Origin of the sequence: Bradyrhizobium sp. LLZ17, assembly GCF_041200145.1 — a bacterium.
Lineage (GTDB): Bacteria > Pseudomonadota > Alphaproteobacteria > Rhizobiales > Xanthobacteraceae > Bradyrhizobium.
This window is the reverse complement of sequence record NZ_CP165734.1, coordinates 2,695,791-2,709,199: the sequence shown is the minus strand read 5'-3', so window position 1 is coordinate 2,709,199 and position 13,409 is coordinate 2,695,791. Positions and strand designations below refer to the sequence as shown.

Annotated in this window: 10 protein-coding genes and 2 pseudogenes; 5 read left to right on the top strand and 7 right to left on the bottom strand. The window is 63.1% G+C overall.

Going from position 1 to position 13,409, the window contains the following annotated elements; translation table 11 throughout:
• Positions 1 to 58 precede the first annotated feature (58 nt).
• Positions 59 to 250, bottom strand: a complete 192-nt coding sequence (locus AB8Z38_RS13325; protein ID WP_369725606.1) for a hypothetical protein — start codon at positions 248 to 250, stop codon at positions 59 to 61.
• Here AB8Z38_RS13325 and AB8Z38_RS13320 point away from each other — a divergent pair.
• Positions 249 to 3,377: a DEAD/DEAH box helicase gene (locus AB8Z38_RS13320; protein ID WP_369725605.1), complete on the top strand. Its 3,129-nt coding sequence runs from the start codon at positions 249 to 251 to the stop codon at positions 3,375 to 3,377. The genes AB8Z38_RS13325 and AB8Z38_RS13320 overlap by 2 nt on opposite strands.
• A 17-nt stretch (positions 3,378 to 3,394) precedes the next feature.
• Here AB8Z38_RS13320 and AB8Z38_RS13315 read toward each other — a convergent pair.
• The 6 genes and pseudogenes from AB8Z38_RS13315 to AB8Z38_RS13290 form a co-directional block, all read right to left on the bottom strand.
• Positions 3,395 to 4,542 (bottom strand): annotated as a pseudogene (locus AB8Z38_RS13315) (amidohydrolase).
• A 269-nt stretch (positions 4,543 to 4,811) separates the two neighbouring features.
• Positions 4,812 to 5,900, bottom strand: a complete 1,089-nt coding sequence (locus AB8Z38_RS13310) for a mandelate racemase/muconate lactonizing enzyme family protein (protein ID WP_369725604.1) — start codon at positions 5,898 to 5,900, stop codon at positions 4,812 to 4,814.
• A 159-nt stretch (positions 5,901 to 6,059) separates the two neighbouring features.
• Entirely contained in the window at positions 6,060 to 7,253 is a 1,194-nt protein-coding gene (locus AB8Z38_RS13305; RefSeq protein ID WP_369725603.1) for a M20/M25/M40 family metallo-hydrolase, read from the bottom strand.
• 58 nt (positions 7,254 to 7,311) lie between these two features.
• Entirely contained in the window at positions 7,312 to 7,575 is a 264-nt protein-coding gene (locus AB8Z38_RS13300) for a hypothetical protein (protein ID WP_369725602.1), read from the bottom strand.
• Positions 7,576 to 7,678: 103 nt separating this feature from the next.
• On the bottom strand, positions 7,679 to 8,932 hold the full coding sequence (locus tag AB8Z38_RS13295) for an MFS transporter (RefSeq protein WP_369725601.1): 1,254 nt from the start codon (positions 8,930 to 8,932) through the stop codon (positions 7,679 to 7,681).
• Between the two features lie 320 nt (positions 8,933 to 9,252).
• A pseudogene (locus AB8Z38_RS13290) lies at positions 9,253 to 9,436 on the bottom strand (transposase); the annotation flags it as partial.
• Positions 9,437 to 9,685: 249 nt separating this feature from the next.
• Here AB8Z38_RS13290 and AB8Z38_RS13285 point away from each other — a divergent pair.
• The 4 genes from AB8Z38_RS13285 (at position 9,686) to AB8Z38_RS13270 (ending at position 13,336) form a co-directional block, all read left to right on the top strand.
• On the top strand, positions 9,686 to 10,438 hold the full coding sequence (locus AB8Z38_RS13285; protein ID WP_369725600.1) for a molybdate ABC transporter substrate-binding protein: 753 nt from the start codon (positions 9,686 to 9,688) through the stop codon (positions 10,436 to 10,438).
• Positions 10,439 to 10,992: 554 nt separating this feature from the next.
• On the top strand, positions 10,993 to 11,478 hold the full coding sequence (locus AB8Z38_RS13280) for a GreA/GreB family elongation factor (RefSeq protein ID WP_369725599.1): 486 nt from the start codon (positions 10,993 to 10,995) through the stop codon (positions 11,476 to 11,478).
• 17 nt (positions 11,479 to 11,495) lie between these two features.
• Positions 11,496 to 11,909 carry a nucleoside diphosphate kinase regulator gene (gene rnk / locus AB8Z38_RS13275; RefSeq protein ID WP_369725598.1) on the top strand — a complete coding sequence of 138 codons (414 nt, stop codon included), beginning with the start codon at positions 11,496 to 11,498 and terminating at the stop codon, positions 11,907 to 11,909.
• Positions 11,910 to 12,349: 440 nt separating this feature from the next.
• The gene (locus tag AB8Z38_RS13270) at positions 12,350 to 13,336 is read left to right on the top strand and encodes an ABC transporter substrate-binding protein (RefSeq protein ID WP_369725597.1); all 987 of its coding nucleotides are present in this window, start codon (positions 12,350 to 12,352) and stop codon (positions 13,334 to 13,336) included.
• The last annotated feature ends 73 nt before the right edge of the window (positions 13,337 to 13,409 follow it).

Here is a 13,409-nt window from a genome sequence, read left to right as displayed (position 1 = left end):
GAATCGCAAGTGAGCTCGCTCGCGTGCGGTCGACGGTTGTTGACTACCAGAAACGGATTCACGTGCGGCATTCCAAAAAAACGCGGCCAGCCAAAACCTTGGTCAAAAAGACCTTGGCGAAACAGACTTCGGCAAAAAAGACCTTGGCAAAAAACAACTCTGCAAGAAAGGGTTTGCCAAGGACGCCTTCGCCAAAGAAGGGCAAGGGCTCGCATCGCGCCACGATCTCGTCGTCCTCGCCGCTCGGCATGATGGCGCTTCATCTGCTTGCGCAATGGAAGCAGTCCGGCCGCGGCGGGCTCGTGTTCCTCGCCGAAAATGAAAACAGAGCGGAGCGGCTCGGCAGCGTCATTCACGCGCTCGACCCGTCCTGCGAGGTCCTGGTGTTTCCGCGCCTGAACACCCTGCCGTTCGATCAGCTGGAACCGTCGCGTGAAATCGCGGGGCGTCGCGCCGCGGTCCTGAGACGTCTGGGGAAATCCAAAAAGCCGATCTTTCTGGTCTCGACGGCGGAAGCCGTGATGGAGCGGCTGCCGTCGCCGGCGAGCCTGGCGCGCCTGAATGTCAGCCTCAAGGTCGGCGCTGCGTTCTCGGAAGCCGATCTTCGCGTGCGTCTCGAGGCGTTGGGCTACGATCCGGATGACGAACCGGATTATCCGGGCGGCGTCCTGTTTCACGGCCAGACATTCGAGATATTTCCCGCGGGTGCACTTGGCCCGTTCCGGGTGGAGCATTCGCGCCGCGCCATCACCCGGATCGTGGCGTTCGACCCGAAAGAGCACGACATCATCTTCGAGACCAAAGAGCTCATCGTCGATCCCATGTCGGAGCGGCTCGGCTTCGCGGCCAAGGGCGGCAAGCGTGCGACGCTGTTCGACTATTGCGGACGCGCGAAGTGGCTCGCCGACGCAGGGGTCCCGTCGCACGCCGATGGTTGGCTGAGCACGATCGAGGATGCCGCGGGCCGTGTCGAGCGAGAGCGCGAATATCTCGGAGCACGCGACTGGAAGCAGGCCAGCAAGGGCATGAAGGTGTTGCCGCGCAACGCTCGCTTCCAGGCAATCCCGGAATTTTCCAAGCTGACATCGTCGCGGAAAGCCTTTCGCGCCTTCGTCGAGCAGACCCGGCGCGATGGTTCGCGCCTGGTCTTCGTCGCGGCGCAGGAGGAGGATCTGCGTGCGATGGAGCGGATGAGCGGCGTCAGGGCGGAGCGTCTTCCGGACTGGGACGCGGTGACGAGCGGCCGCAACCGCGAAGTCGCCATGCTGGCGGATCTCGACGCGGGCTTCGTCGTGCCGGGGAAGACCGCTCTCGTGGTCGTGACGGCGTCCGACGTGCTCGGCAGCAGGGCTCATCATCCGCAGCCGATGGTCCGCGCCTGGAGCACGGCGTTCGATCATGCCGATGTGCCGCAGCAGGGCACGGTGATCGTTCATCTCCAGCGTGGCCTCGCCGTGCTCGATGGACTGCAAACCGTCAACACCGGCGGCGGTGCGTTGCGCGAGATGGTCAGGCTGGTGTTCGCGGGCGACAATGCGGCTCTGGTGCCGCCGCCTGATCTGGCCCTGATGTGGCCTTACGCGACAGAGCGCGGCAGGCTCGCGCTCGACAAGGCGGATGGAAGCTCTTGGTGGGCGCGCCGCACCGAGGCCGAGCGGGAAATCCAGATCTCCGGCAAGGTGCTAGCCAAGCACATCAGCCAGCGCCGCCGCCGGCGGACCGCGAAGCTGGAGCCGCCGGGATCGGTGTACGAGAAATTCGTTGCGCGCTTTCCCTATTTCACGACCGCCGATCAGGCCAAGGCGATCCGGGACGTCCTCGACGACCTCGCGTCCGGTCACCCGATGGACCGCGTGGTCTGCGGCGACGTCGGATTCGGCAAGACAGAGGTGGCGCTGCGGGCAGCGGCGGCCGTGGCGTTGTCGGGAAAGCAGGTGGCGATCGCGGTGCCGACGACCGTGCTGGCGCGGCAGCACCTCGCGACCTTCCGCAGGCGCTTCGCCCCGTTCGACATCGAAGTGGGGATCCTGTCGCAAGCCGCGTCAGGCGCAGAGATGCGGGAGACAAGGGAGGGCTTGCGAAGCGGCCGGATGAAGGTCGTGGTCGGAACCCAGGCTCTCACCTCAAAGGATGTGAAGTTCGCCGATCTCGGCCTCGTCATCATCGACGAGGAGCAGCATTTTGGCGCGGCCGAAAAGGCAAAGCTCTCCAGCCTCGCCAAGAATGTCCATACGCTTTTGATGAGCGCCACGCCCATTCCGCGAACCCTCGCCACAGGTCTCGCCGGCTTCAGGGATCTGAGCATCATCGCATCGCCGCCGGCCTATCGGCTTCCGGTCGCAACCAAAATCGCGCCCTTGTCCGATGCCGCCATCGCCTCGGCGTTGCTGCGCGAGCAGCGGCGCCACGGGCAGAGCTTCCTGATCTGCCCACGCATCCAGGATCTCGATGGCATGCTGGCGCGCGTGCAGGCGGTGGCGCCCGATCTCCGCATCGTCGCTCTGCACGGCAGATTGCCGGCCGGCGAGATTGACGACCGCATGATGAACTTCGTCGAGGGCCGCGCCGACGTTCTGCTCGCGACCAATATCGTCGAGAGCGGCCTCGATATCCCGCGTGCCAATACCATCGTGGTCTGCTGGCCCGAAAAATTCGGTCTCGCCCAGCTTCATCAGCTGCGCGGGCGCGTGGGTCGTGGCGGCATACGCGCGTTCGCGTATCTGCTCACCGAGTCGGCTTCCGACCAATCCGAGAAGCGGCTCGCCGTGCTCGAGGAATTCAACCGGCCGGGCGCGGGTTTTGCCATCAGCGAGCGCGATCTGGATCTCAGGGGCGCCGGCGACCTGTTTTCGGAGCAGCAATCCGGCCACGTCCAGGTGTTCGGGCCGGTGCTGTACAGCCATCTGCTGAAAATGGCGTCGGAGAAGGTCGACGGAAGGGCCGAGGTCTGGGTGCCCGACCTCAATCTGCCGATCGCGGATATGCTTCCGGAGAGTTACGTGCAATCCGAGCCGGTGCGGCTCGAGCTCTATGCCCGCGCCGCACGGTGCCGGAGCGAGGACGAGCTTGACGATCTGGAGGAGGAAACCTCCCGCCGCTTCGGGCAATTGCCGCCGGGAGCCCGCGACTTCTTCGCCGTGGCGAGGCTCAGGCTGGATTGCAAGCGCAGAGGCATCATCCGCCTGGACGTCGGGCCTGAAGCCGTCGCCGCGACCTTCCTGCCGGGGCGCCTGCGGAAATCCAAGGGGAGATCTACCGGGAAATCCAGCGGCCGATCGCTGCAACGCCATGGCGATCGCGTCGTCTATCACGGCCCGATGCGGGATTCGCCGTTCGACAGGGTCGAGGAATTGTTCGATATCCTCGACGACGCCTGATGATCCGGCGCCGCGTTCTAGTTCGCCGACAGCGCGGTCCTGGCGATTTCGGCCATCCAGCGGGAGGCGACCGGCAAGATCGCGTCGTTGAAATCGTAACGCGGGCCGTGCAGCTCGGCGCCGTCGCGCAAGGGTCCATTGCCGATCCAGACAAAGGCGCCGGGCCGCTGCTGGAGATAGGACGCAAAATCCTCGCCGGCCATGCTGGGCGCGAGGTCGCGCCGCACCGGCGCCTGCACCTTGGCCGCGGCCATGCGCGCGAGGCCGGCTTCCTCCGGCGTGTTGATCACGACGCCGACGCCCATGACGATGTCGGGCGTCACCTTGACGCCGAAGCTCGTCGCGATGCCGGCGCAGATATTGCTGATCCGCGTGAGGATGATGTCCTTCACGGCATTGCGGTGATACCGAAGCGTGCCGCGGATCGTCACGCGCCCGGCGACCTGGTTCGGTGCGGTGCCGCCCTCGATCGTGCAGAGCGACAGCACCGCGGTGTCGAGCGGATCGACGCTGCGCGACACGATCCCTGCATGGCGACGATCAGGTGCCCCGCCGCCATCACCGGATCGCGCGTCAGATGCGGCATGCCGGCATGACCGGCATGGCCCTCGATGGTGATGGTGACGCGGCCGCCGGAGGCCATGACCACGCCGTCATGGACCGCGATGGTGCCGGCCTCGAGGCCCGGCCAGTTGTGGAAGCCGAACACGCGATCCATCGGGAAGCGGTCGAACAGCCCGGCCGTGACCATCGCGCGCGAGCCGCCGTAACCTTCTTCCGCCGGCTGGAAGATGAAATCGACCGTCCCGCTCCAGCTCTTATCCGCCGCCAGCAGCGCCGCCGCGCCGAGCAGCGAGGCGGTGTGCCCGTCATGGCCGCAGGCATGCATCACGCCGGGATTTTGCGAGGCATAGGGCAGGCCGGTGTCTTCGGTGATCGGCAGCGCATCCATGTCGGCGCGCAGGCCGACGCGTCCTTGCGCCGATCCGCGCGTCAGGGTCGCGACGACGCCATGCCCGCCGATGCCGGCCTCGAAGCCGATGCCGAGCTCGGTGAGCTTGTCCTGCACGAAGGCTGCCGTGGCCTTCTCCTGGAGGGACAGCTCGGGATGCGCGTGCAGGTGCTGGCGCCACGCGGTCAGTGTCTGGTGCAGCTCGGGTGTCAAGGTGCTGATCTCTTGTGTCTGCTTTTGGCACCATAGCGGATTATCTGCTCCGTACACCCGGCGCAGACGAATGCCTCGCGTGCAGCAACGCTGCTCGCCATGGTGTCAGGCGCGTGCCAGCCCCGCGAGCAGAGAGCTCCCTCTCCCGCTTGCGGGAGAGGGTTGGGGAGAGGGTCTCTCCGCAGAGAGACCCGGTGAGGAAAAACCCTCACCCGGCGCTTCGCGCCGACCTCTCCCGCAAGCGGGAGAGGTAAGCAGGAAGCCGAGTTCTACACCGCCAGCTTCGCCAGCCCGTTCCAGTCGAAGCTGATGCCATGGCCCGGCCGCGCCGGCGCCAGGGCCTTGCCGTCCTCCAGCACCAACGGATGCTCGATGTACTTGTCCAGCCCGAAGCCGTGGGCCTCCAGATACGACCGGTTCGGGCAGGCCGCGAGCAAATGCACGGTGATGTCATGCGCGCCGTGGCTGGTCACGGGCAGGTTGAAGGCCTCCGCCAGCCGCGCGATCTTCATGAACGCGCTCACGCCGCCGCAATTGGTGACGTCGGGCTCGGGATAGGACACCGCACCCGCGACGATGTAGTTCTTGAATTCCCACAGCGAACGCAGATTCTCGCCCGCCGCGATCGGCACGCAGCCCTCCCGCATGATGCGTGCGTGTCCCGCGACGTCGTCGGGAATGATCGGCTCCTCCAGCCAGGTGAGATCGTAGGGTTGCAGGGCGCGGGCGGCGCGGATCGCGTCCTCGACCGTCCACTTCATGTTGGCGTCCGCCATCAGCGGAAAGCCGTCGCCGAGATGCGCTCGCATCGCGGAGACCTTCGCGACGTCGGACTTGAGGTCGGGACGGCCGACCTTCATCTTGATGGCACGAAAGCCCTTGGCGAGATTGCCGTCGGTCTGTGTCAGCAGCGCTTCGACCGAGAGGTCGAGATCGATGCCGCCGGCGTAGCAGGGCACGCGCGCGTCGAACCCGCCGAGCAATTGATACAGCGGCAGCTTCGCGCGCCGCGCCTTCAGATCCCACAGCGCGATGTCGAGCGCCGATAATGCCAGTACCGCCGGCCCGCCGCGCCCGCCATAATGCAGGCCCCACCAGACGTGATGCCAGATGGCTTCGGTGTCATCGGCCTCGCGCCCTTCGACCAGCGGCGGGATCTCGCGCCTGAGAATGTCGGCGACAGCGCCGCCATTGCGCCCCACCGTGTAGGTGTAACCGACACCTTCAGCGCCGTCGGCATCGCGGATGAGGCAGGTGATCAGCTCGAACGCCGACATGTCGCCATGCGTGCTGTCGGAAAGCGTGACGGGGAGGGGGATCCGGTAGAGTGCGGACTCGATTGTTGCGATGCGGGGCATGTTTTCTCCCTGTGTTTTTTCTTTTGGTTCGTAGTTTGTAGGGTGGGTTAGCCCTGCAGATACGCGAAGCGCATCTGCTCGGCGTAACCCACCACTTTCTTTCCGCGGCGACGAAAGCGGTGGGTTACGCCTGCGGCTAACCCACCCTATGCAATTAGCTCACCGCATCGTCGCAAGCTGCAACGCCAGCGCACAGGCGCGATCATATTCGTCCAGATTGATCCATTCGTCGATCGTGTGCGCCTCGTTCTGGCCTGCGCCGAAGGTCACGGTCGGAACGCCGTGCCGCACCATCCAGTTGGCATCGAGCCCGCCATTGGCGGCGCGCACGTTCGGTATTCCGCCGACCGCAGACACAGCTTCGATGGCGCGTTTCACGACGGGCAGGTTTTCCTTCATGCGGAACGGATAATAGTCGGTCTCGGCCTTGAACTTGATCTTGCCGGACTTGCCCTGCGCGTTGGTGACTTTCTTCGCGGCCTTCTCGAACGCCGCCTTGTAGGCCTTGGTGATCTCCTTGAAGAATTTGCCGTCATGGCTGCGGCACTCGCCGCGCACATGGACGTAGTCGGTGACGACGTTGGTGGCGTCGCCCGCCGGGCGGCCCTCGCCGCCGGTGACGGGGCCGACATTGCTGGTGCCCTGCTGCTTGCCTTTCACCACCTTGCCGAACCAGCCGCCGGCCTTCACCTCGGCAAGGGCCAGCGCCATGATCATGGTCGAGGAGATGCCGCGCTCCGGCGCGACGCCCGCATGCGAGGCACGGCCGAAAATCTCGACGGTCCAGCGATCCGCACCGACGGCGCCGATCACGACGTTGGAGGCGGAGCCGCCGTCATAGTTGAAGGCCATCACCGGTGCGCCGAGCTCGTCGAGCTTGACGTGGCGCGCGCCATAAAGCCCGCTCTCCTCGCGCACGCAGAACAACAATGTGATCGGCGGATGATCGAGCTTCTGCTTGGCAAGCTCTGCGGCGAGCGTCACCAGCACGCCGCAGCCGCAGCGATTGTCGCCGCCGAGCGCGGTTTTGGCTTCGTTGACGATTCTGCGTCCCGCCTTCTTCGGCTTGGCGCCGGCGCAGAGCGGCACGGTGTCCATGTGGGTCATGAACATGATCCGCGGCTGGTTGTGCAGCGCGCCGCGGCCGGGCAGGTCGACGATCAGGTTGCCGGTCTCGGTCGGCACCGGAATGCGCGTATTGGCATCGTCGAGCCGGATCGCCTTGGCCGGCACGCCGCTCTCCTTCAGCGCGGTCGTGAGCTCACGCCCGATCGCCGCCTCCTGTCCGGTGACGCCCTCGACGGCGAGAAAGCGCATGAGGCGGTCGGTGGCGGCTTTGGTGTCGACAGGCATGAAACGGTCCCTTGATGTACGATTGACGCGACAGGATTGAGAGAAAGCGCAACGAGCCTTAGCTCTTTGACACAGGTTGCAGCTGCCAAAGTGTCGTGTAGTTCATGATCGGCCGCTCGAACGTTCCGCCCATGGCGACAAACGGTTTGCCCGAATCCAGCATCGGCTGGAATCGATCGAGCTGCTTCGCCGCGTCCAGATCGGTCCACAGGCTTACATTCGAAAGTGACGAGGTCGCCTCGGCCGCGCCGACATAAAACGCAATCAGACCCGGCATCGACTCGATGCCGGGGCGAAGTGCCTTTTCGGTCTCGTTCATCATTTGCTGCATTTCGCCAAACCTCGCAGGCGGGCATCGAAGAATAGAGACCCTTACGATTGGGGGCATGGAGAGCTCCTCTCTTTGCATCGCCCGAACCCCGGGTCTATTCTATCTTCGGCTGTGGCGAGGTATAGACCAAAAACACAAACACCCCGCCCAGCAGCGCCGCTGCCATGAACAGCAGCACGGGCGGCAGCCCCGCGAACGCCGCCACCGCGCCGGTGATCGACTGCATCAAGGCCGTGCCGAGGAAGAAGGCGAGGTTGACCGCGGCAAGGGCCTTGCCCGCAATCTGCGCGTCGACCAATTGCCGGGACATGCCGAACAGCAGCGGTTGCGCCGAGCTCGCCAGTCCAATCAGCACGAACAGCACCAAATCGTATTGCGGCGGCATCACCGCCACGCCGAACAGCAGCGACACCGCACCATCCGGCGCGCCGAGCGCCATCAACGCGACCAGCAGCGCCGCCATCATGTGCGCGCCGGCCACCAGCTCGCGCCGGCGGCCAACCTTGCGGTCGATCATGCCGATGCACAGCGGTCCTGCGATCATCGCCAGCGTGTAGGCGCCGAGCTGGTTGCCGGCCTCGACTCGCGACAATCCCTTGACCTGCATCAGCCACGGCCCGCCCCACAGGCCGCGCAACACCAGCGAGGTCGCCAGCGACACCAGGGCCAGCGCGATCAGGCCACGCAAAGGCCGCGACAGGCCGAGCCGGAGCACGTCGATCATCTGCGAGAACGGCGAGGCGGTGTCCTTGTGCTCGGCCGGCTGGTTCGGCACCAGCAGGAACACGGCGAGCGCGACCACGATGCCGCCGAGGCCTGCGATCCAGAACCCGGCGCGCCAGCCAAAATGATCGACCACGAAGGCGAGCGGGCTCGACGACAGCAGCATGCCGATGTTGCCGATCGACAGGATCGCGCCCGACCACAGCCCGAATCGCGCGGCCGACAATTGCTTGGCCGCGAGCGTCATTGGGCACATCAGCATGCCGGAGGTCGCGACACCCAGCAGCAATTGCCCGAAGGCAAAGCTCTCAGGTCCCGTCGCAAAGCCCGACGCGATTGCACCGACCACCGTTCCCGCAAGCAGGCCGAGCGACACCGGCCGCACGCCAAAGCGATCCATCGCGGCTCCGACCGGAATCTGCGATGCCGCAAAGGCGAAATGATACACCGAGGTGAGGCTTGCGAGTGCCTGTGGCTCGATGCGGAAATCCGCCGCCATCAGGTCGAGGCTGATCGCCGGTATGGTGCGCAGCAATGTCGAGAGCATGTGCCCGCACGCGAGCGCCACCAGCGCAAAGATCAGCGCGCGGGTCGCGTGTCCCGCGTCATCGGTGCTGGCGGTCATGAGCGTTCCGTCCCGGGAAGGTTTTGGCTGGGGTACAGGATCGGGAGGGCGGTGCCAATGGGGGAGGGGCAATCCTCTTATTCAGGATTGTGAACTTCCGGGAATCGTGGGATGGGCGGAGCAAAGCGAAACCGCCGGGGCGCGCCAACAAACTGATCCATAAACAACCCATGAGCGGCCCTACGGACCATTAATAGACCATCGTAGAAATTCACCGACTAGGGCGCGGACTCACTAGCACGCAGCCAAATTCGGATTGATGCGAGTTTGACAACGCCGGTAGCTGCGAGTTTGTCGAATAGGGTCGCGACACGCCGCTACCGAACGAAGCCATTGTAACAAGTAGTGCGGGGACCGTAGGTTTCTGGCAGGTCGCGCCATGCGCGCCAGCGCGCAGAACCCAAAAGATGCCATTGAGCACGCCGCGGTCATTTACCCGCGCGGCTTGTTCGGCAGCATCGGTTTGATGGTAGTCCATTCGTAGTCGCTGAGTTCGGAGCGCATGGTTCGAAGCTGCGGATTCGGAGCTTGAATCCCGTCTTGGGCAGGACCATCAAGCCGCGATAGCTGATTGCGAAGCCGCTAAATCTCTGGATTTGCTTCCGCTTTTGGCGGCATAGCGGACAGGCCGACTTTGTCGTCCGGTCGCCCCTGTAGCGAATGACCCATCTGAGACATTAGGCCTTTAACCTAGAATGGCGTAGCGTCGACGTGCGACCATACGCTCAGTTCATATTGACTTGTGGGGGGCACATGAGGACGTTTTCTTTCGCGGCAGGGGGCATCTTGGCCGTGATGATACTGTCATCGGCTGCGGCCGCAGCTGAGTTGAGAGTTCTGGCCGGCGGCGCAATGACAGCAGTGTGGGCGGGTCTCAAGCCGAAGTTCGAACAAACCTCAGGCCACAAGCTTGATATCTTCTTCGGCACCACTCCGAACCTGATCAAGGAAGCGACCTCCGGCAAGCCGTTTGATGTCGGCGTCGTGCCGGTCGAGGTGATGAGGGACGCTGGCGCGCGATCACATTTCGCAGCCGGGCCGACGCTGGACATAGCTCGTGTCGGCCTCGGTGTCGCGGTTCGCGCCGGTGCGCCGAAGCCCAACATCTCCACGCCCGACGCTTTAAAAGCTGCCTTGCTCAAGGCGGAATCGGTCACCTCGATTCCGGAAAGCGCAACCGGCTATTCAATAGCGAAGGTATTCGAGCGCCTTGGCATCACCGAGCAGATGAAAGCCAAGATGAAAGCGCAGCCGACGCCGGCACAGGTCGTCGCCGTTGTCGCCAAGGGCGAGGCTGAACTCGCGCTGTTCCTGATGAACGTCTTGACGGTGCCGGGGCTCGATGTGGTTGGCCCGTTCCCTGCTGACTTGCAGCAGGATGTCGTATTCACGGCCGCGCTCGGTGCGGGCACGAAGGAAGCCGCAGCCGCGAAGGCGCTCGTCGACTACCTGAAAACGCCGGACGCCATATCGGTGATCAAGAGCAAAGGTATGATGCCGGGGTGAAACAATCAGCTGCTTCGTGGGGCAACGACGTTCAATCGACGCTGCTACAGCGGATTGCTTAACCCGCTGGTGCATGTCGGCTGATGGCCCATCGGCGAAGTGGTGGCACCCCCTCGTGGATGTCCGCTCAGTGAGGCAGGGCGGACCAGATTTGCTCACGTTGAGTTCTTCGCATTTTGACCCGTCGCGGACTTCAGAGCGCTCCGGTGGAAGCGACTAATGATGACCGCCAACGGACATTGATCAATCCTTCACGAGCGATTTCTGAGGATGTTCGCGGCCTGCTGGATCCCAGAACAGGCCGGTGCAACGCGTTCCATGCGTGTGCGCTCTTTGGTCGCGTTACAGTGACAGCGGAAGGTCCTATGTTGGGCATACCATGATCCACGTCCTCGACATCGATACGCGCGTTGCGCGGCGTTGCTTGCACGCCGGACGGCTCCAAGCAGGAGCTTAGCCGGGCGGTCGTTGGTGCCGTCCGGATTTACCCCTTCCTTCATCAATCAGATTTGGTGTGTGGCTCTCCCGCGAGGAAGCCAACAAGGAGGCATGTCATGAACAACCCGCTTTTCCCGAACGTCACCCTTCCGGCGTCTGACCATCGCCGCTTGGAAAGGCTCGCGCACGTGGGAGCAGATCAAGGCGACGCGGACGCACGTTTTCTGTTGGGTGAGATCAACCGTGCGGAAGTCGTCCCTGATCGCGCAGCCAGATTGGACAGCATCGTCACCATGGGTTCGTGGGTGACGTTCTGGATCAACTGGGGTTTCCCGCGCGAGACGAGGCGACTAGTGTATCCCGAAGACTACACGTCCGAGCGAACCCAAATCCCCGTGATGTCGCCGTTAGGCGCAGCCTTAGTCGGGCTGAAGGTCGGAAGTGAAATTCCCGTCTTTACCGCTGGGCGCACCAACGTCGTCAGGATCGAACGTGTCAGTCGAGGTGATCCGAATGATGTTGTCGGCGTTCTGTTTAGCAATCACACGTTTTCGGCCAAAACGCTTCTTGATGACGATGATCCGGGACCATCAGCCGCTTAAAGAAGGGAGAGAAGGTGATGAGTAAGACTACTTACAAGGACAAGCCTGAAATCGTGTTGCCGCCCGTCACGGTGTTGGAGGATGAGGCCAGACGTCTAAGCGCGCTGGCCAGTTCGAGCGCGGTACTCTTCCCGCGCGTGGCCCATTTCCTTGCGCAGGAGATAGAGCGTGCAAGCGTGGTGGCGAACAATTCCGATGTGCGCGGCGTGGTCCGGATGGGCTCGCAGGTCCGGTACTGCGATGAGAAGACTGGTGAAGTCCGGGACGTGGTGTTGGTGTACCCGCATGAAGCGGACATAACATTAAAACGCGTCTCGGTTCTTACGCCGGTAGGAGCTGCGTTGATCGGTCTGTCGGTTGGTCAAGCCATCGAGTTTCAGACCCCGGGCCACAACAAGCGTTCCTTGACGGTGCTAGGGGTGTCCAGCTGAAGGAGGCTTTGATATGCGCGACGTTTCAACTAATCAGGCCGCCTTGACAGTCATCGGTATCACCGTTGTTCTGGCTGCCGTGGTTTGTCTTGCAACCTTCTTCAAGGTTTGAAAGTCCAACCTCTAAATGGCCCCTCTCGGTCGAGGATCGAGCGGGGGCCACTACTACTTCGGGTACTGCTGAACGGCGTGGATCGGGTCAATGACTCCATGGTCGCAGTCACGATGTCCACCCGCCGACGAGGATGGATCGAATCCTGGTTGTTGCTGCACTGCATGAGTCCGGTTGTGGCCCCCATAGCTGACCTGCGGCATGCAGCCGGTCGAGGACCGCTTGTGGACCCGTTGCGGACCTAGGAGTCTTGTCTCCGCGCGATTCGTCGGCTTCAATACATATGGTGACGAGCGCCTGGCCATTCCAACACTCTAACGGTTTACGAATGAGGAGACGGGATTTTATTGCACTAGCTGCGGCCAGCGCACTTGCTTGCTCGGCGCACGCCCAACAGCCCGCACGACAAAGGCGGATTGGAATCGTTCTTCCGGGCTGGGACGGCACCAACATCAACCCCATTGAGGCCGAATTTCTAGCTGAGTTGGTTCGTCACGGTTACGTGGAAGGGCGCAATCTGATCGTGGATCGTTATGCGGCCATGGGCAGCATGGATCGTTTCCCTGATTTGGCAGTAAAGGTCGCCAGCAATCACCCGGAGGTTATCCTGACAGGGGCGCCTCCGATGACCTTAGCCCTGAAAGCTGCAACTCAGACGATTCCAATCGTTACCGTCATCGGCGATCCAGTGGCATTAGGGCTGGTGTCCAGTCTGGCGCGACCCGGTGGGAACGTCACAGGCATAACGGTCGATGCAGGTGCTGAGCTTAGTGGGAAGCGTCTGTCGCTCTTGAGGGAAACTCGACCGGACGCGACCCGGCTCGCCTATCTCTCATCATCCGAAGCGTTGAAGCAACCTCAAGCAGCGATGGTGAAGCAAGCTGCGGAAACCCTAAAGCTGTCCCTCCTGCACATAGAACTTGGTAACAGTTTGAACGAGGGGGCCTATAGGGCCGCCTATGACTCTGTCGCGAAGGTGGGTGCTGAACTTTTGCTGGTCTCGGACGAACCTCAACACCTGCCGAACAGCAAGGTGTTGGTCGGCATCGCAGCGAAGGCGCAAATCCCGGCCATGTATCCGTTCCGTGATCTCGTCGTCGCAGGGGGCCTCATGGCCTATTACCGTGACTTGTTTGATGCGTTCCGCCAAGTCGCTGATCAGGTGGCCCAGATACTCGATGGTGGACATCCCGCAGAAATGCCATTCCGTCAACCGACCTCCTTCAAGTTCTCGATCAGCACCAAAGCGGCGCGAGAGATTGGGATTATTTTCTCCCCAACCTTGCTCGCAAGTGCCGACGAGGTGATCGAATAGTCGCTCGCTTGTTGCGGCACATGAGTCCGTTCCTGTGAAGGGTTTCGGATGCCGGCCCCATGACGGTGTTGCC